At 72.2% G+C, this 17,254-nt stretch carries 18 protein-coding genes; 13 read left to right on the top strand and 5 right to left on the bottom strand.

Annotation, left to right across the window (positions count from 1 at the left end; genetic code table 11):
- Positions 1–121: 121 nt before the first annotated feature.
- Both M8J74_RS01750 and pgfA read left to right on the top strand, forming a co-directional pair.
- The gene (locus M8J74_RS01750) at positions 122–256 is read left to right on the top strand and encodes an SPW_0924 family protein (protein WP_249834692.1); all 135 of its coding nucleotides are present in this window, start codon (positions 122–124) and stop codon (positions 254–256) included.
- Between the two features lie 21 nt (positions 257–277).
- Complete coding sequence (pgfA, locus tag M8J74_RS01745) at positions 278–1,270, top strand: cell envelope lipid trafficking protein PgfA (RefSeq protein ID WP_249834691.1); 993 nt, start codon at positions 278–280, stop codon at positions 1,268–1,270.
- Here pgfA and M8J74_RS01740 read toward each other — a convergent pair.
- Both M8J74_RS01740 and M8J74_RS01735 read right to left on the bottom strand, forming a co-directional pair.
- Positions 1,260–3,926, bottom strand: coding sequence for an ATP-dependent RNA helicase (locus M8J74_RS01740; RefSeq protein WP_249834690.1), 2,667 nt, complete (start codon positions 3,924–3,926; stop codon positions 1,260–1,262). The two genes, pgfA and M8J74_RS01740, sit on opposite strands and share 11 nt — an antisense overlap.
- Positions 3,927–3,930: 4 nt before the next feature.
- A complete protein-coding gene (locus tag M8J74_RS01735; RefSeq protein ID WP_249834752.1) occupies positions 3,931–4,914 on the bottom strand; it encodes a class I SAM-dependent methyltransferase in 984 nt (327 codons plus the stop codon).
- Positions 4,915–5,215: 301 nt separating this feature from the next.
- Between M8J74_RS01735 and rpsA the strand changes: the two genes are divergently transcribed.
- The 4 genes from rpsA to M8J74_RS01715 all read left to right on the top strand — a co-directional run bounded on the left by rpsA (position 5,216) and on the right by M8J74_RS01715 (position 9,044).
- Complete coding sequence (gene rpsA / locus M8J74_RS01730) at positions 5,216–6,712, top strand: 30S ribosomal protein S1 (protein ID WP_031166273.1); 1,497 nt, start codon at positions 5,216–5,218, stop codon at positions 6,710–6,712.
- A 259-nt stretch (positions 6,713–6,971) separates the two neighbouring features.
- The gene (locus M8J74_RS01725) at positions 6,972–7,910 is read left to right on the top strand and encodes a PAC2 family protein (RefSeq protein ID WP_249834689.1); all 939 of its coding nucleotides are present in this window, start codon (positions 6,972–6,974) and stop codon (positions 7,908–7,910) included.
- A gap of 64 nt (positions 7,911–7,974) precedes the next feature.
- Positions 7,975–8,604: a dephospho-CoA kinase gene (gene coaE, locus M8J74_RS01720; protein WP_249834688.1), complete on the top strand. Its 630-nt coding sequence runs from the start codon at positions 7,975–7,977 to the stop codon at positions 8,602–8,604.
- A 50-nt stretch (positions 8,605–8,654) separates the two neighbouring features.
- A complete protein-coding gene (locus tag M8J74_RS01715) occupies positions 8,655–9,044 on the top strand; it encodes a tetratricopeptide repeat protein (protein ID WP_249834687.1) in 390 nt (129 codons plus the stop codon).
- 40 nt (positions 9,045–9,084) lie between these two features.
- On the opposite strand, the gene M8J74_RS01710 is transcribed toward M8J74_RS01715, so the two are convergent.
- On the bottom strand, positions 9,085–9,345 hold the full coding sequence (locus M8J74_RS01710; protein WP_249834686.1) for a DUF6343 family protein: 261 nt from the start codon (positions 9,343–9,345) through the stop codon (positions 9,085–9,087).
- Positions 9,346–9,409: 64 nt separating this feature from the next.
- On the opposite strand from M8J74_RS01710, the gene M8J74_RS01705 reads away from it, so the two are divergent.
- Together M8J74_RS01705 and M8J74_RS01700 are read left to right on the top strand one after the other, a co-directional pair.
- Positions 9,410–10,309, top strand: coding sequence for an acyltransferase domain-containing protein (locus M8J74_RS01705; protein ID WP_249834685.1), 900 nt, complete (start codon positions 9,410–9,412; stop codon positions 10,307–10,309).
- 122 nt (positions 10,310–10,431) lie between these two features.
- The gene (locus M8J74_RS01700) at positions 10,432–10,869 is read left to right on the top strand and encodes a DoxX family protein (RefSeq protein ID WP_249834684.1); all 438 of its coding nucleotides are present in this window, start codon (positions 10,432–10,434) and stop codon (positions 10,867–10,869) included.
- Positions 10,870–10,930: 61 nt separating this feature from the next.
- On the opposite strand, the gene M8J74_RS01695 is transcribed toward M8J74_RS01700, so the two are convergent.
- On the bottom strand, positions 10,931–11,458 hold the full coding sequence (locus M8J74_RS01695; RefSeq protein WP_249834683.1) for an RNA-binding S4 domain-containing protein: 528 nt from the start codon (positions 11,456–11,458) through the stop codon (positions 10,931–10,933).
- A gap of 75 nt (positions 11,459–11,533) precedes the next feature.
- On the opposite strand from M8J74_RS01695, the gene M8J74_RS01690 reads away from it, so the two are divergent.
- Together M8J74_RS01690 and pip are read left to right on the top strand one after the other, a co-directional pair.
- Positions 11,534–12,226: a uracil-DNA glycosylase gene (locus tag M8J74_RS01690; protein WP_249834682.1), complete on the top strand. Its 693-nt coding sequence runs from the start codon at positions 11,534–11,536 to the stop codon at positions 12,224–12,226.
- A gap of 38 nt (positions 12,227–12,264) precedes the next feature.
- Positions 12,265–13,227 carry a prolyl aminopeptidase gene (pip, locus tag M8J74_RS01685; RefSeq protein ID WP_249834681.1) on the top strand — a complete coding sequence of 321 codons (963 nt, stop codon included), beginning with the start codon at positions 12,265–12,267 and terminating at the stop codon, positions 13,225–13,227.
- A 15-nt stretch (positions 13,228–13,242) separates the two neighbouring features.
- Here the strand turns inward: pip and M8J74_RS01680 are convergent, their stop codons facing one another.
- Positions 13,243–13,905 (bottom strand): GntR family transcriptional regulator, encoded by a 663-nt coding sequence (locus M8J74_RS01680; protein WP_249834680.1) that lies wholly within the window; start codon positions 13,903–13,905, stop codon positions 13,243–13,245.
- A gap of 164 nt (positions 13,906–14,069) precedes the next feature.
- On the opposite strand from M8J74_RS01680, the gene M8J74_RS01675 reads away from it, so the two are divergent.
- The 3 genes from M8J74_RS01675 to M8J74_RS01665 are packed head-to-tail and all read left to right on the top strand — an operon-like array spanning position 14,070 to position 17,253.
- Entirely contained in the window at positions 14,070–15,533 is a 1,464-nt protein-coding gene (locus M8J74_RS01675; protein ID WP_249834679.1) for an NCS1 family nucleobase:cation symporter-1, read from the top strand.
- A gap of 5 nt (positions 15,534–15,538) precedes the next feature.
- The gene (locus M8J74_RS01670; protein WP_249834678.1) at positions 15,539–16,279 is read left to right on the top strand and encodes an aspartate/glutamate racemase family protein; all 741 of its coding nucleotides are present in this window, start codon (positions 15,539–15,541) and stop codon (positions 16,277–16,279) included.
- 5 nt (positions 16,280–16,284) lie between these two features.
- The gene (locus tag M8J74_RS01665; protein WP_249834677.1) at positions 16,285–17,253 is read left to right on the top strand and encodes an MBL fold metallo-hydrolase; all 969 of its coding nucleotides are present in this window, start codon (positions 16,285–16,287) and stop codon (positions 17,251–17,253) included.
- Position 17,254: the final 1 nt, after the last annotated feature.

Below are 17,254 nucleotides of genomic sequence, written 5' to 3'. Positions count from 1 at the left end.
CCTCTTCGGAGGGGCGCCGTAGTCGTGCGCGACCTGTTCTCATCTCGCCCGCCCGTTGCTACGGTGCCGGACCTGACGATGTATCAGTTCACGTTCCTCTCCAGTCCGTCGGGAGGCAGGCATGCGCGCCCTGATCGCCGCCGCGACCGGTCTCGCCGTCGCGTTCGCGCTGATCCTCACGATCACCGCGATGGGGACCCCGACCGGAAAGACGTCGCCGAAGCCGCTGCTGACGACGGTGCCCGCACACCCGTAGCCGTCCGCCCGGGAGGCCGAGATGCGCCGCAAGGCCAGTCTGGTCCTGCTCGCCTTCGCCGTGTTCTTCGCGGCCCTGTCCCCGCTGCTGCGCTGGTACGCCTTCCCGCGCCTGGCCAAGATCCCGGCCGGCCAGTACCAGGACATGGTCCTGGAGGCGAGGAACGCGACGCTCCTCGACTACGGCACGATGAAGGCGAAGAAGGTCTCCGAGGTCACCATCGTGCAGACCCTCAAGGGCGACGTGGAGGCCGCGAAGAGGATCGGGAAGGCGGCCGGCCGGGACGTCGTCGTCTGGGACGGCCTGTCCTACGTCCAGGGGCCCGACGGCAAGATGGTCTCCGAGATCCCCGAGCGCTACATCTTCGACGCCCACAGCCAGGCCCCGGTCCACGCCACCGGCGAGATGGTCGACGGCGACCCGGTGAGGCGCACCGGCATCGAGTTCAAGTGGCCCTTCCTGACGCAGAAACGGGACTACGAGTACTTCGACGCGCAGACCCGCACCACCAACCCCATCCACTACAAGGGCACCCGCGACTTCCGCGGCGTGAAGGTCTACTACTTCGAGCAGACCATCCCCTGGACCAAGGTCGCCTTCCCCAAGACCATGCCCGTCAAGGGCATCACCCCCGAGTCGGTCGCCAAGACCGGCACCACCCGCTGGTACACCACCGTCCGCAGGTTCTGGGTCGAGCCCGTCACCGGTGCCCCCGTCTACGGCGAGGAGATCCACAAGGAGGAGCTGCGCGGCGGCACCCTGCTCGGCGGCCGGGACAAGGTGACGGCCTTCGCCGGCCACGTGAAGATGCGCGAGGACTACATCCGGCACACGGTCGCGCTGGTGAAGTCCAACCGCACCCTCGTCCTGACGATGACGTCGTACCTCCCCTGGGGCTTCCTGGTCCTCGGCACCCTGCTGCTGGCCCTGTCCCTGTGGCTGGAGGCCCGAGGCCGCCGCCCGGCCGACCCGGCCCGCGCCGAGTCCGCCGCGCCCGAAACCGTCAGCGCCTGAGCCGCGCGTTCGTGTGCCGCGTCGGCTCGGCGGTCGCCGGGTCCTCGGGCCACGGATGCTTCGGATACCGGCCGCGCAGCTCGGCGCGCACGCCCTTGTAGCCGTCCTTCCAGAAGGAGGCGAGGTCGGCGGTCACGGCGACGGGCCGCCCGGCGGGGGAGAGGAGATGCACGAGCAACGGCACGCCCGCCACCGCCGGCGACGCGTGCAGACCGAACATCTCCTGCAACTTCACGGCGAGCACGGGCTGTTCGGGATCGCCGTAGTCGATCCGGATCCTGGACCCGCTCGGTACGGTGATGCGCTCGGGCGCCAGCTCGTCGAGCCGCCCGGCCTCCCCGGAGGCCCAGGGCAGCAGCCGGGCCAGCGCCTGCCCCGCGTCGATCCGCCCCAGGTCCGCCCGCCGCCGGGCCCGCCCCAGCTCGGGCTCCAGCCACTCGTCCACGCGCGCGTGGAGCGCGTCGTCGCCGACGTCGGGCCACGGCTCCCCGAGCCGCAGCCGCACAAAGGCGAGCCTCCGGCGCAGGACGACGGCGTCGGGCGACCACCGCAACAGGCCGAACCCCTCCTCCCGCAGCCCCTCCAGAAGCGCCTCTCGTACGAGGCCGGGGTCGGCGTCCTTCAACGGCCGCACCGCCAGCTCGATCGCCCCCAGCCGCCACACACTCCGTGCCACGACGTCTCCGTCGGCCCAGTGGACCTCCTGCGCCTCCGAGTACAGGGAACCGGCGGCGCGCCGGGCCAGGTCCTCGTCGATCACGGCCGCGAGCCGCACACGCGCGTGCCCCTTGCCGACGGGGCGGTCCGCCACGGCGACCGCGAGCCACGGCGCCCCGCGTAGCGGACTGCCCTCACCGAGCTCGGCCCGGGTGCCGGAGGCCATGAGATAGGAACCCCCGTCGGCCTTGGCCACCCGCTCAGGAAACGCGAGCGCGGCGACGAGCCCCACGAGCCGGTCGTCCGCCCCGCTCGACCTGCCCGGGTCGCCCGACGCGCCCGCGCGGTCGTCCGGGCCGGCCCCCGCCCGATCGACTGTGCCGGGCGCCGGCGTGCCCGCCTTGCCCGCCCGCGTGGCGGTGTCGCTCGTCCGCGTGCGGTCGTTCGTGCCGGGCGTTGGCGTGCCCGTCTCGCCCGTCCGCGTGCGGTCGCCCCCGGCCGTCGTCGACGTACCCTCCGCGCTCGCCCGGAGCCGTCGTACCTCCGTGCGCCAGCGGGCGGCGTAGGCGTCGCCGCCGCGGCGGGCGGTTCGCAGGGCTGCCGTAAGGTCGTCGCCGTACTCGCGGGGTGGTTCCTCCGACAGGAGGGCGACCGCCTCGGCGCCCTGTCCGGAGGTGTCCAGCAGGGCCCGGCCCAGGCGTGGGTGCAGGCCCAGGCGGGCGAGGGCGGTTCCCCGCCGCGTGGCGCGGCCGTCGGCGTCCACCGCGCCCACCGCCGTCAGCACCGCCCGTGCCGCCGCCATCGCGCCGCCCGGCGGCGGGTCCAGCAGCGCCAGCCCCGACGCGTCCGGGTCGCCCCAGCACGCCGTCTGCAGCGCGAACGCCGTCAGGTCGGCCACCTTGATCTCCGGCGCCGGGAAACGCGGCAGCCGCGCGTCCTCGGCCTCCGCCCAGCAGCGGTACACCGCGCCCGGCGCCTCACGACCGGCCCGCCCCGCCCGCTGCCGCCCGGCCGCCTGCGAGGCCCGTACCGTCGTCAGCGCGCTCAGCCCGCGCGCGTGGTCGACGCGTGGCTCCCGGGCCAGCCCGGAGTCGACGACCACCCGTACGCCCGGAACCGTCAGCGACGACTCCGCCACCGAGGTCGCCAGCACCACCCGGCGCCGGGTGCCGGGGGAGAGCACCGCGTCCTGCACGGCGGCCGGTGCGCGCCCGTGCACCTGGAGCACCTCGGCGCCGCCCGCATCCCCCAACTGCCCGGCCACGCGCGCGATCTCGCCCACGCCCGGCAGGAAGCACAAAACGTCCCCGTCCCGTTCGGCCAGCGCCCGCCGTACCGTCGACGCGACGTGCGCGAGCAGCGCGGGGTCCACCCGCATGCCGTGCGGCGGCCGTACGGGCCGGGCCGGCGGCGCCCAGATGACCTCGACGGGGTGCGCGACGCCCTCCGCCTCGATCACCGGCGCCCCGCCCAGCAGCCGCGCCCACCCTTCCGCGTCCGTGGTCGCCGACGCCGCCAGCAGCCGCAGCTCGGGCCGCAGCGTCTCCCGCACGTCCCACAGGAAGGCCGCCGCGGTGTCGGCGTCCAGATGCCGTTCGTGGCACTCGTCGAGGACCACCACGTCCACCCCGGCCAGCTCCTGGTCCCGCTGCAGCCGCTGGAGCAGCACACCGGTCGTGACGACCTCCACGCGCGTGTGCCGCCCGACCACCCGCTCGCCGCGCACGGTGTATCCGACGCTCTCGCCCGTCCTCTCGCCCAGCAGCCACGCCATCCGCCGCGCGGCGGCACGGACGGCGATGCGGCGCGGCTCCGCCACGACCACGCGACGGGCCGGGCCCCGCCCGAGCAGCCCGGACAGCTCCAGCGGCACCAGGGTCGTCTTCCCGGTGCCCGGAGGGGCCACCAGTACGGCCGTGCCGTGCCCGTCCAGGGCGTCGTCGAGGGCGGGCAGCGCACCGCGTACGGGCAGCGCGTCCAGGGCGTCGTAACGGATCACACGCTCAGTCTCTCCCCCAGCCTCCGGCCGGGGGTGCCCCCGTCTCGCTTCGCTCGCACACGAAGATCGCCGTCCCCGGGATCAGGTTCCCGCGCAGCGGCGACCAGCCGCCCCACTCCGAGGAGTTCCAGGCCGGCCACTCCGGCTCGACGAGGTCGACGAGCCGGAAGCCGCCCGCCACCACGTCCCGCACCCGGTCGCCGATCGTCCGGTGGTGCTCCACGTAGACCGCGCGGCCCTCCTCGTCCTGCTCGACGTACGGGGTGCGGTCGAAGTAGGAGGCCGACACGCTCAGCCCCTCCGGTCCCGGCTCGTCCGGGAAGGCCCAGCGGATCGGATGGGTCACCGAGAAGACGAACCGCCCGCCCGGGCGCAGCACCCGCCGCACCTCCTTCAGTACCAGGACCGGCTCGGCGACGAAGGGCAGCGCCCCGTACGCCGAGCACGCCAGGTCGAAGGAGGCGTCCGCGAAGGGCAGCGCGCCGGCGTCCGCGCAGACCAGGGGGAACCCGCCGCCGATGCGCAGCGCGTGCTGCAGCTGGCGGTGCGAGATGTCCAGGGCCACCGGGCGGGCGCCCTGGGCGGCCAGCCAGCGCGAGCACTGGGCGGCGCCCGCGCCGATCTCCAGGACGTCCTGTCCCTTCAGTTCCTCCGGCGGGCCCAGCAGCTCGGCCTCCACCTCGTCGAGGCCCTCCGGGCCCCACACGAACCGGTCGTCGCCGAGGAACGTGCCGTGCTCGACCTGGTACTCGTCGGCGTTGCGGTCCCACCAGCCCCGGTTGGCCCGGGCGCTCTCCGCGACACCGGCCGTGCGCCGGGTGGCCTCGGGCTCGGCCTCGTGCCCGGAGTCGTGGCCGGACCCGGGGTCGTGCCCGGACTCGGGGTCGTACTCGCGCTCGGAAGAAACGGACTCTTGGATGATCGGCTCCCTCGTCGTACTCTTCCCTCCAACCCGACGCCCACGGGTGTCACGGAAGGGGTGTCGCAGGCCTGCGTGGCCTCGCGAGACAGTTCTTGTGCCGGGTATGGGGCGATCCGCCCCGGGTGTGCGCCTTCGCGCATTGACCCTGCCCGGCTGCCCCCGTATGCTACAAGTTGCGCTGCGGGCCTGCGCACCTCAGACCTAGCAGGCTGCGCTCGCATCTGTTGTATGTCCCCTCGGTTGTCGAGGCGCCATCACCGATTCCGGTGAGGCGCTTCCTTGGCTGTCCGGCTTCTGCAGAGCGAAACGGGCTCCCGGCGTAAGCAGTACCTACGACTTCAATGTCCGTACCGGAGCCCTTTCCCACATGACGAGCAGCACCGAGACCACCGCCACCACCCCGCAGGTAGCGGTCAACGACATCGGTAACGAGGAAGCCTTCCTCGCCGCGATCGACGAGACGATCAAGTACTTCAACGACGGCGACATCGTCGACGGCGTCATCGTGAAGGTCGACCGGGACGAGGTCCTGCTCGACATCGGTTACAAGACCGAAGGCGTTATCCCGAGCCGCGAGCTCTCCATCAAGCACGACGTCGACCCGAACGAGGTCGTCGCCGTCGGTGACGAGATCGAGGCCCTTGTTCTCCAGAAGGAGGACAAGGAAGGCCGCCTGATCCTCTCGAAGAAGCGCGCCCAGTACGAGCGTGCCTGGGGCACCATCGAGAAGATCAAGGAAGAGGACGGGATCGTCACCGGTACCGTCATCGAGGTCGTCAAGGGTGGTCTCATCCTCGACATCGGCCTCCGTGGCTTCCTCCCGGCCTCCCTGGTCGAGATGCGCCGCGTCCGCGACCTCCAGCCCTACGTGGGCAAGGAGCTCGAGGCCAAGATCATCGAGCTGGACAAGAACCGCAACAACGTGGTCCTGTCCCGCCGTGCCTGGCTGGAGCAGACCCAGTCCGAGGTCCGCCAGACGTTCCTCACGACCCTGCAGAAGGGTCAGGTCCGTTCCGGTGTGGTCTCCTCGATCGTCAACTTCGGTGCCTTCGTGGACCTGGGTGGCGTCGACGGTCTGGTCCACGTCTCCGAGCTGTCCTGGAAGCACATCGACCACCCCTCCGAGGTCGTCGAGGTCGGCCAGGAGGTCACGGTCGAGGTCCTCGACGTCGACATGGACCGCGAGCGCGTCTCCCTGTCGCTGAAGGCGACCCAGGAAGACCCGTGGCAGCAGTTCGCCCGCACCCACCAGATCGGCCAGGTCGTGCCCGGCAAGGTCACGAAGCTGGTTCCGTTCGGTGCGTTCGTCCGCGTGGACGAGGGCATCGAGGGTCTGGTCCACATCTCCGAGCTGGCCGAGCGCCACGTGGAGATCCCGGAGCAGGTCGTCCAGGTCAACGACGAGATCTTCGTCAAGGTCATCGACATCGACCTCGAGCGCCGTCGCATCAGCCTCTCGCTGAAGCAGGCCAACGAGTCCTTCGGTGCCGACCCGGCCTCGGTCGAGTTCGACCCGACCCTGTACGGCATGGCCGCGTCGTACGACGACCAGGGCAACTACATCTACCCCGAGGGCTTCGACCCCGAGACCAACGACTGGCTCGAGGGCTACGAGAAGCAGCGCGAGGAGTGGGAGCGCCAGTACGCCGAGGCGCAGACCCGCTTCGAGCAGCACCAGCAGCAGGTCATCAAGAGCCGCGAGGCCGACGCTGCCGCTGCCGCCGAGGGTGGCGACGCCGCCGGTGCGGCTCCGGCCGCGGGTGGCGGTTCGTACTCCTCCGAGGGTGCGGACACCTCCGGTGCGCTGGCTTCCGACGAGGCGCTTGCCGCGCTTCGTGAGAAGCTCGCGGGTGGCCAGAGCTGAGCTGACGCTCACTGAGCAGTAGCTCTTCGACTGAGGGGCCGTACCTTTCGAGGTGCGGCCCCTCAGGGCTGTCCGGCTTGTTTTTCGGCTGCCCGGCCGGTGGGGGCTTGTCGCGCAGTTCCCCGCGCCCCTAAAGGCGGGGCGTTGTCCGACTGCCTGTCATGAAATGCCGCAGGAGACGGCTGATCAGGGGCCCCGATGGGAATGAGCCTGCTCCAGGGCGTGTTGATGTGTACGAACACGAGGAGGAGCGGTCACTGTGCTTGATCCGCAGGGTTTGTACGCATGGGAGCCGAAGGGCCTGGCAGTCGTCGACATGGCGCTCGCCCAGGAGTCGGCCGGCCTTGTCATGCTCTACCACTTCGACGGATACATCGACGCGGGCGAGACCGGCGACCAGATCGTCGAACGGCTGCTGGACTCGCTGCCCCACCAGGTCGTGGCCCGCTTCGACCACGACCGGCTCGTGGACTACCGCGCCCGCCGTCCGCTGCTGACCTTCGAGCGCGACCGGTGGACCGACTACGAGGAGCCGAGCATCGACGTGCGGCTCGTCCAGGACGCCACCGGGGCGCCCTTCCTGCTGCTGTCCGGCCCGGAGCCGGACGTGGAGTGGGAGCGCTTCGCGAAGGCCGTCGAGCAGATCGTGGAGCGGCTCGGCGTCCGCCTGGCCGTGAACTTCCACGGCATCCCGATGGGCGTCCCGCACACCCGTCCCGTCGGCCTGACCCCGCACGGCAACCGCGGCGACCTGGTCCCCGGACACCGCAGCCCCTTCGACGAGGCGCAGGTCCCCGGCAGCGCCGAGTCCCTCGTCGAGTACCGCCTCATGCAGGCCGGGCACGACGTCCTGGGCGTCGCCGCGCACGTCCCCCACTACATCGCCCGCTCCCCGTACCCGGACGCGGCCCTGACCGTCCTGGAGGCCATCACGGCCGCCACCGGGCTGGTGCTCCCGGCCATCGCGCACGGCCTGCGCACCGAGGCCCACCGCACCCAGACCGAGATCGAACGGCAGATCCGCGAGGGCGACGAGGAGCTCACCACCCTGGTCCAAGGGCTGGAGAACCAGTACGACGCCGTCGCCGGGGCCGCGAGCCGGGGCAACATGCTCGCCGAGCCGGTGGACATCCCCTCCGCCGACGAGATCGGGCAGGAGTTCGAGCGCTTCCTCGCGGAGCGGGAGGGCGACAACTGACGCCGGGGGCCGGCCCCGAGGGGCCCGGCACGCTCGGTCTCAGGCGGGCCGTAAGCTTCGGGGCATGCTGAAGGTGGGCCTGACCGGGGGCATCGGTGCCGGTAAGAGCGAGGTGTCGCGGCTGCTCGTGGAGTGCGGCGCCGTGCTGATCGACGCGGACCGCATCGCGCGCGAGGTCGTCGAGCCGGGGACCCCCGGACTGGCCGCCGTCGTCGACGCCTTCGGCCCGGACGTGCTCACCGCCGACGGCACCCTGGACCGTCCGGGACTCGGCTCGATCGTCTTCGCGGACCCGGAGAAGCTCGCGGTGCTCAACTCGATCGTGCACCCCCTGGTGGGCGCGCGGTCCCGGGAGCTGGAGGAGGCCGCCGCCGAGGACGCCGTCGTCGTCCACGACGTGCCGCTCCTCGCCGAGAACGGCCTGGCGGGGCTGTACGACGTGGTGATCGTCGTCGACGCGAGCCCCGAGACCCAGCTCGACCGGCTCGTGCGGCTGCGCGGCATGACCGAGGAGGACGCCCGCGCCCGGATGGCCGCCCAGGCGACCCGGGAGAAGCGCCGGGAGATCGCGGACGTCGTGATCGACAACGACGTACCCCTGGAGGAGCTGCGGCGCCGGGTGCGGGACGTGTGGGCCGATCTCGAGCGCCGGGCGCACGCCGCGGAGGGCCCGTCCCGGCCGCCCCGGGAATAGCACGCCCGTCCGGGCGCGTTGAAACCCTCCAGTGAGGGAAGGACTCTGCCGTGCCCGAGACCAGCGGTTCGACCGGACGTACCCCGGAGACGCATGTCATCGACTTCCGTGCCGCCGAGCAACTGCTCAACGCACGGGACCCGCGGGGCGCGGTGAAGCTGCTCGACGGTGTCATCGCCGCGCATCCCGAGAACACCGCCGCCCGCCTGCTGCGCGCGCGTGCCTTCTTCGCCGCCGCGCAACTGCGGCCCGCGGAGCTGGAGTTCACGATCGTCCTGGAGCGGGAGCCGGACAACTCCTTCGCCCACTTCGCGCTCGCCCGCACCTACGAGCGCCAGGGCCGCGGCGACCAGGCCAAGCGCCACTTCCGCCTCGCGGCCGCGCTGGACCCGAACCCGCAGTACCTGAAGGCGGCCCGCTTCGACGACGAGCCGACCTGAGTCAGGGCCCGCCGTTCGGACCGGGCCCGGCCTCGCGGTCCTACCGCCTGCCCGGCGGCCGGTACGGCGGGACGTCCGGGCCCGGCTGGTAGTGCGGGCCCTGGCGCATGTGCCGGACGATGAACGTCAGGTCGACGCTGATCACCAGCCACAGCACCCCGCACGCCGCCGCCCACCCGGGCCGTCCCACCAGCGCGAACGCGGCCGTGCCGAAGACCGCCCAGACCAGCCCCCACACGCTCAGCCAGAACCGCGCCCGCAGGGCACTGCGCGCGGTCATGGGTTCACTGCCGGTACGCATCGCCTGATCACCGATCCTTCCTGCAACGTACTCTTCGATGGGACGTTCACCAAAGGGGGTTCCTGTGCTGCCGGCTGCGGACGAACTGGCCGAGATCCTGCTCGATCTCGCGGTACCCCATGAGGACATCGGCGCACTCGTACGGATGAGCCGGCGGGTCACCGACGACCCGGAGCTGCGGCAGGCGCTGGAGGCGTCCGTGGCCGAGCTCGTGCGGGGCATGGGCGAGGTCGGCACCGGCCTCGACCTGCCCGAGCTCGACTGGGCCTCGGGCCCGCTGCAGCGCTGCTTCCCCGTGTACGTGTTCGTGGCGGCACTGCCGTACACGCGCGCCTACCACCGCGGCCGGGGCGTCCCGGACGAGGTGTCCCGGCGGACCCTGGCCGACCTCGGGCGGCACATGGCGGTGCACCGGCGGCGGTACGGCCTGCCGGGCGTGCACGCCGTCTGGTGGTTCGGCCACCACTTCCGGGGCGAGCTGTACCAGCTGGGCAGGCTGCAGTTCGAGCGGGCACGGCTGGGGCGGCGCACGGGCACCGCCCTCGCGGCGGCGGGACTCGACGTCGGCCCGGGCACGCCGTGCCTGAACCTGCACATCCCCGACTTCCTCGGCCCGCTGACGCCGGCCGCCTGCGACCGCTCGCTGGCGCTGGCGGAGGAGTTCTTCGCCCGCTGCTTCCCCGACGAGAAGTACCGGGTCGCGACCTGCCACTCCTGGCTGCTGGACCCGCAGCTGGCGCGCCATCTGCCGGCCGGCTCCAACATCGTCCGGTTCCAGCAGCGGTTCCGGCTCGCCCGCGAGGACAAGGAACCGGCGGACACCGATCCGGTCGAGTTCGTGTTCGGCGACCCGCATCTGCCGGTGGAGACGCTGCCCCGGCGCAGCGCCCTGGAGCGGGCCGTCGGGGACCATCTGCGGGCGGGCGGACACTGGTACCACGGGCACGGCTGGTTCGAGCTGTGAAGCGGGCGCCGGGAGCGATGAGTTTCGAGCGGTGAAAAGGGCGCCGGGAGCGATGAGTTCGGGCGGGCGCCCCGGTCTATCCCGGTGACAGCGACACCGACCGCTCACCGCAGGAGAACCCCATGTCCGAGACGACCGTCCCCGTCACCGCCCCCGCCGCTTCCGCGCCCGTCCGCGGCCGCCGCGCCCGGATCGCCCTGCGGACCGTGCAGGTGCTGCTCGCCCTCTTCTACGGCGTCGCGAGCGCCCTGCCGAAGCTGATCGGCAACCAGTACGCCGTCGACGCCTTCGACAAGATCGGCTGGGGCGGTGTGGGGATGTACACCATCGGCGCGCTCGAACTCGCCGGTGCCGTGGCCCTGCTGGTCCCGGTGCTGCAGTCCGTGGCCGCGGTCGCGCTCAGCGCGCTGATGGTGGGCGCGTTCTTCGTCCAGATGATCGTCTTCGGCGGGGAGAACGCCGCGACCCCGCTGATCCTGATCGCGCCGCTCGCCGTGATCGCCTGGGCGCGGCGCGGGTCCACCAGGGATCTGCTGGATCTCGTACGACGCCGGGGCTGAGCCCCGGCGACGGAGAGGGGGCGTCCGGCCCGCGCCGGGCGCCCCTTCCGTGCGCCCCGGGTCAGCGCCCGTCGGGTCGTCCGGCGCCGCCGCCCAGGAGCCCGCGCAGTCGCTCCAGCTCGCGGCGGTCGCGCTTGGTCGGCCGTCCCGTGCCGCGGTCGCGGATGCCGATGGGGGCGACGGCCTCGCGCGGCGGCGGGGGAGGGGAGTTGTCGACGTAGCACTGGACCGCCACGGGGGCGCCGACCCGCTTGCGGATCAGCCGCTTGACGATCACGATCCGTTCCCGGCCCTCGTGGCGCAGCCGCACCTCGTCGCCGACACGGAGGCTGTGCGAGGGCTTCACGTTCTGGCCGTTCACCCGTACGTGGCCGCCCTTGCAGGCGGCGGCGCCGAGCGAACGGGTCTTGATCAGCCGGACGGCCCAGATCCAGCTGTCGACGCGCACGCTCTCGCCGCTCGCCGGCCCGGCCGCCTCGGCGGCGGCGATCGCGGCGGCGACCTGCGGGTCGACGGCCTGCTGAGCGTCGGCCTCCTGGACGGTGTTCTTCGGACCGGCGGTGCCGTCCTCGTCAGCCTGCGGAGCCATGTCCTCGACCCTAACCCCCTCGGGGCGGGTGTTCCGCGCGGTTTTCCGACGGGACCGGCGACGTACCGTTGATCCATGGACAGCCTGGTCGAGCTCGACTCCCGGATCGCCGGATGCGCCGCGTGTCCTCGGCTCGTGGAGTGGCGGGAGGAGGTCGGGCGGACCAAGCGGGCGGCCTTCCGGGACTGGACGTACTGGGCGCGGCCGGTGCCCGGGTTCGGGCCCTCCGACGCCTCGCTGCTGATCGTCGGCCTCGCCCCCGCCGCGCACGGCGGCAACCGCACCGGCCGCATGTTCACCGGCGACCGCTCCGGGGACGTGCTGTACCAGGCGCTGTACGACGTGGGGCTGGCCTCGCGGCCCACCTCCGTCGCCGTCGACGACGGCCTGGAGCTTCTCGGCGTCCGCATCACCTCGCCGGTGCACTGCGCCCCGCCCGAGAACAAACCCACCCCCGCGGAACGGGACACCTGCCGGTCCTGGCTGGTCCAGGAGCTGCGGCTGCTGCGGCCCACGCTCCGCGCGGTGGTCGTGCTCGGCGCCTTCGGCTGGCAGGCGGCGCTGCCCGCGTTCGCCGAGGCCGGCTGGGCGGTTCCCCGGCCGCGGCCCGTGTTCGCGCACGGTGCGCGCGTGCCGCTGGACGGCCTCGACCTCTTCGGCTGCTTCCACGTCAGCCAGCGCAACACCTTCACCGGCAGGCTCACCCCGGACATGCTGCGGGACGTGCTGCGCACCGCGGGGGAGGCGGCGGGCCTGCCCGTGAAATGAGCGGGCGGTCACCGCCGTCGCGGGGTTACCGTGCCCGGATGCCCCTCTATCCGGAGATCGAACCGTACGACCACGGCCTGCTCGAAGTCGGCGACGGCAACCGCGTGTACTGGGAGACCTGCGGGAATCCGCGGGGCAAGCCCGCCCTCGTGCTGCACGGCGGCCCGGGCTCCGGCTCCAGCCCCTACTACCGGCGCCTGTTCGACCCGGCCGCCTACCGGATCGTGCTGCTCGACCAGCGCGGCAGCGGGCGGTCGGTGCCGCACGCGAGCGCCTACGACACCGACATGAGCGTCAACACGACCGCTCATCTCATCGCCGATCTGGAGCTGTTGCGGCGGCACCTGGGGATCGGGCGGTGGCTGGTGTGGGGGGTGTCGTTCGGGTCGGTACTGGGGCTGCGGTACGCGCAGACGCATCCGGGCGCGGTGTCGGAGATGGTGGTGACCGGGGTCGCGACCGGCTCGAACGCCGAAGTGGCCTTGCTGACCAGGGGAGTCGGCCGGTTCTTCCCCGAGGCGTTCGAGCGGTTCAAGGCGGCTCTGCCCGCCGCGGAGCGGGACGGCAACCTCGCCGCCGCCTGCAACCGGCTGCTGGAGTCGCCCGATCCGGAGGTGCGGGCGCGAGCGGCGCGGACCTGGACCGACTGGGAGACGGCGACCGTCCCCGCGCCGCCGAGGTCCATTCCGCGGTTCGAGGAACCGGAGTTCCGCTACGGCTTCGCCCGCACCGTCACCCACTACTGGGGCAACGACCACTTCCTCGGCGAGGGCAACGACGAAGGCGTCGTCCTGCGCGACGCGCCCTTGCTGAAGGACGTCCCGGGCACGCTCGTCCAGGGCAGCCTCGACTTCGGCAACCTGCTCGGCGTCTCCTGGCGGCTCCATCACGCCTGGCCCGGCAGCGAGTTGGTGATCGTGGACGACGTCGGCCACAGTGTGGGCGGCCCCGGCATGGCCGAGGCGCTGGTGGCGGCGACGGACGGGTACGCCCGCCGCTGATCCCGGGAGTGCGGCTCAGCTCTCCGCCTCGCCGAACAGATGCCGCACCGTGGAGCGGTAGTTGGTGCGCACGTGGGTCAGCGCGTGCGTACGGGCGCGCTCGGGGTCGCCGGAGGCGATGGCCTCGTACAACTCGCGGTGTTCCACGAGCAGTTGGGGCCACTCCTCGTTCCGCCGGGTCATCCAGCGCAGTCGGCCGGCGACCGGCTCCAGGGCGGCGGTCAGCAGGCTGTTGCCCGCCATCGCCACGATGCGGTCGTGCAGCCGGCTGTTGATGTCCGTGATCAGCTCGGCGTCCCCGGCCTCGGTCGCGGCTGCCGCGCGCCGAAGGAGCTCCTCGAGCTCGGCCAGGTCCTCCGGGGTGGCGTTCGACGCGGCGAGTCCGGCCGCGTAGACCTCCAGCGCCTCGCGCAGCTCGAACAGTTCCCGGACGTCGTTCGGCGTGAGCCGGCGGACGACCGTGCGGCGCGGTGTCTCGAAGTGCACGAACCCCTCGGCGACCAGCGCCCGGATTGCCTCGCGGACCGGCACCCGGGAGACGCCGTAGCGGTCGGCGAGCTCCCGCTCGACCAGCCGGTCACCGGGCAGCAGGCGGCCCGCGATGATCTCCTGCCGCAGGTTCGCCAGGACGCGCTCACGGACCGCGCCCAGGGGTTCGGTCTTCGTGGGGGAGCTCATGGAGCCATTGTCCCCGGTAGAGGGGCCCGCTCCGGCCCGCGGGGTGTTTTACGGAGCGTTAACGGCGACGACATCGGTCGGAGCCCTTGACGGCGGGACCATGACCGCAGTTTGGTATACCAAACGGCCGCACCCGTTCCTCCCTCCCCCGTTCTGGAGGCCCCGTGTCCCTCGCCGACCGCGCCGCAGCCACCGGCGCCCCCGCGTTCGTCCCCGATCCCCGCCTCACCAACGAAGACCTCGCGCCCGCCGGGAAGAGGAACTGGAAGGTCTTCGACCTGTTCGCCATGTGGATGTCCGACGTCCACAACCTCGGCAACTACACCTTCGCCGCCGGCCTGCTGGTCCTCGGCATGAACGTGTGGCAGGTCTTCACCGCCCTGCTCGTCGGCTTCGTGCTCATCTACGTCGGCATGAACTGGATGGGCCGGATCGGCCAGCGGCACGGCGTGCCCTTCCCGGTCGTCAGCCGCATCAGCTTCGGCGTGTGGGGCGCCAACATCCCGGCCCTGATCCGGGCCGTGATCGCCATCATGTGGTACGGCATCCAGACCTACCTGGCCTCCGTCGCCGTCAACGTGATGCTGCTGGCCGCCTTTCCGGAGCTGGTGTCCTGGACGCACCACTCCTTCCTGGGACTCGACGCCCTCGGCTGGTGCTCCTTCGTCTCCCTGTGGCTGATCCAGGCGCTGATCATCAGCCAGGGAATGGAGTCCGTACGGAAGTTCCAGGACTTCTGCGGTCCCGCGATCTGGCTGGTGATGATCGCGCTGGCGGTGTGGGTGCTGTGGAAGGCCGACTGGAGCATCTCGCTCACCTCCACCCCGCACCCGGTGCCGGTCGGCGAGCAGTGGCGGCAGTGGTTCGGCGCGATCGGCCTGATCCTCGCGACCTACGGCACGCTGATGCTCAACTTCTGCGACTTCTCGCGCTTCGCACCCGACTACCGGACCGTGCGGCGCGGCAACTTCTGGGGCCTGCCCATCAACTCCACCGCCTTCGTGGTCGTCTCGGTGATCGTCACGGCCGGCTCGCTGGAGGCGTTCGGCACGGCCATCACCGACCCGGCCGAACTCGTCGCCAAGATCGGCAACACCTGGGTGCTGGTCGTCGCGGCCTTCACCTTCGCCGTGGCGACCATGGGCGTCAACATCGTCGCCAACTTCGTCTCACCGGCGTACGACCTGGCCAACGTCTGGCCGCAGAAGATCACGTTCAGGATCGGCGGCATGATCAGCACGGTCGCCGCGCTGGTCGTCACGCCCTGGAACCTCTTCTCCAACCCGACCGTCGTCAACTACTTCCTCGGCGGCCTCGGCGCCTTCCTGGGACCGCTGTTCGGCGTCATCATGGTCGACTACCACCTCATCAAGCGCGGCCGCGTGAACGTGGACGAGCTCTTCGACGCCCGCCCCGGCTCCCGCTACTACTACAAGAAGGGCGTCAACCCCAAGGCCCTGTGGGCGTTCCTGCCCTCGGCCGCCGTCGCGGCGGTGCTCGCGCTGGTGAAGTCCTTCAGCGACGTCGCCCCGTACTCCTGGTTCATCGGCACGGCCCTCGCGGCCGGCCTCTACCTGCTGATCTGCCGGACCGAGCGCGCGTCCGAGCCCGCCGCCGTGGAGGTCTGACGAACGTGCGGATCGTCGTCACCAACTGCAACACCACGCAGGAGATGACCGCGGAGATCGTACGAGGTGCCCGGGCCGCCGCAGGCCCGGGCACCACCGTGCGCGGCCTCACCCCCGCCTGGGGGCCGGAGTCCGCCGAGGGCTGGCTCGACAGCCACCTCTCGGCCGCGGCCGTCATCGACCTGCTGCGGACGTACGACGGCCCGGCGTACGACGCCGTCGTACTGGCCGGCTTCGGCGAGCACGGGCGGGAAGGCGTACGGGAGTTGGTGGACGTACCCGTCGTCGACATCACCGAGGCCGCGGCCCACCTGGCCTGTCTGCTCGGGCGGCGGTACGGGGTCGTCACCACCCTGGAGCGGTCCTGCGGGCAGATCGAGGACAGCCTGGAACTGGCCGGGGTGGGCCGCAACTGCGCCGCCGTCGTCGGAACCGGCCTCGGCGTGCTCGACCTCGGCGACGCCGACCGCACGGAGGCCGCCTTCCTGACGGCCGCCGAACGGGCGCGCGAGGCCGGGGCCGAGGTGCTGGTGCTGGGCTGCGCGGGGATGACGGGACTGCAGCGGGCCGTCGGGGAGAAGCTCGGGCTGCCGGTGGTGGACGGCGTCGGCGCGGCGGTGAGGCTCGCGGAGTCGCTGGTGGCGCTGGGGCTGACGACGAGCCGGGCGGGAAGCTATGCGAAGCCGGTGCCGAAGCGGCGGGTGTGGGGGCGGCTCCCCGAGGGTGATCGTCCTCGCCCACAATGAGCGGCATGAACCTTCCCGACGCACTCACCCCGGTGGCCGACGGCCTGCACCTGTGGGCCCCGCCCCACACGGGCACCTGGGGCTTCGCGAACTGTCTGCTCATCACCTCCGGCGAGCGGGCGGCCCTGGTCGACACGCCCTACGACCGGCCGATGACCGAAGCGATGATCGCCGCCGCCGGCCCGGTCCTGCCGGCCGGCGCGGCGGGGGTCGGGACGATCGTCAACACCCATGTCAACGGCGACCACACCTTCGGCAACGGCCTCTTCCCGGGCGCCGAGATCATCGCCACCGAGGCGAGCGCGGAGCACCTGTGCCGGGAACCCTCGCCCCAGCAGATGCACTTCCTCACCACCGGAACCCCGGCCGACCAGCCCCTCGGCTGGTACGCCCGCGAGCACTTCGGCCGCTACCGGTACGAGGACGTCGATGCCGTGCCGCCGACGGTCACCTTCAGCGGCCGGTACGACCTCGAGGTCGGCGACATCCGGGCCGAACTGATCGAGGTGGGCCCCGCGCACTCCGCCGGTGACCTCATCGTCCATCTGCCCGAGCAGCGGGTGGTCTGCGCCGGGGACGTGCTGTTCGCCGACGACCACCCCGTGCACTGGGACGGGCCGCTCGCCCGGATCGCCGCCGCCTGCGAGACGATCCTCGCGCTGGAGCCGCAGACCGTGATCCCGGGGCACGGCCCGGTGATGGGCCCGCGGGACGTCCGGGACTACATCACGTACCTCCGGCGCCTCGAAGCCCTGGTCCACGCCCGTCACGCGGCCGGTGTCCCGGCGGGCGAGGCGGCCGCGGACATCCTGGACAGCGGGTTCTACGACCACCTCGGCTTGCGGGAACGCATCGTCATCCTCACCGCGGTCGAGTACCGGCACCTGAACGGCGAGACGGGCGAACCCGATCTCGTCGGTCTGGCGGCGCAGGCCGCGGGCTGGGCGTTCGCGCGGCGGGAGGCCGCAGCCTGAC

This window comes from Streptomyces panaciradicis (genome assembly GCF_023516615.1).
Classification (GTDB): domain Bacteria; phylum Actinomycetota; class Actinomycetes; order Streptomycetales; family Streptomycetaceae; genus Streptomyces; species Streptomyces panaciradicis.
This window is presented reverse-complemented; position numbering and strand designations above follow the sequence as displayed.

Coding starts and splice junctions, on each gene's coding strand:
- pgfA (WP_249834691.1), top strand. CDS start 278: ATGCGCCGCAAGGCCAGTCTGGTCCTGCTCGCCTTCGCCGTGTTCTTC.
- M8J74_RS01710 (WP_249834686.1), bottom strand. CDS start 9,345: ATGCGTACCGGCAGTGAACCCATGACCGCGCGCAGTGCCCTGCGGGCG.
- coaE (WP_249834688.1), top strand. CDS start 7,975: ATGCTGAAGGTGGGCCTGACCGGGGGCATCGGTGCCGGTAAGAGCGAG.
- rpsA (WP_031166273.1), top strand. CDS start 5,216: ATGACGAGCAGCACCGAGACCACCGCCACCACCCCGCAGGTAGCGGTC.
- M8J74_RS01665 (WP_249834677.1), top strand. CDS start 16,285: ATGAACCTTCCCGACGCACTCACCCCGGTGGCCGACGGCCTGCACCTG.
- M8J74_RS01695 (WP_249834683.1), bottom strand. CDS start 11,458: ATGGCTCCGCAGGCTGACGAGGACGGCACCGCCGGTCCGAAGAACACC.
- M8J74_RS01700 (WP_249834684.1), top strand. CDS start 10,432: ATGTCCGAGACGACCGTCCCCGTCACCGCCCCCGCCGCTTCCGCGCCC.
- M8J74_RS01680 (WP_249834680.1), bottom strand. CDS start 13,905: ATGAGCTCCCCCACGAAGACCGAACCCCTGGGCGCGGTCCGTGAGCGC.
- pip (WP_249834681.1), top strand. CDS start 12,265: ATGCCCCTCTATCCGGAGATCGAACCGTACGACCACGGCCTGCTCGAA.
- M8J74_RS01690 (WP_249834682.1), top strand. CDS start 11,534: ATGGACAGCCTGGTCGAGCTCGACTCCCGGATCGCCGGATGCGCCGCG.
- M8J74_RS01750 (WP_249834692.1), top strand. CDS start 122: ATGCGCGCCCTGATCGCCGCCGCGACCGGTCTCGCCGTCGCGTTCGCG.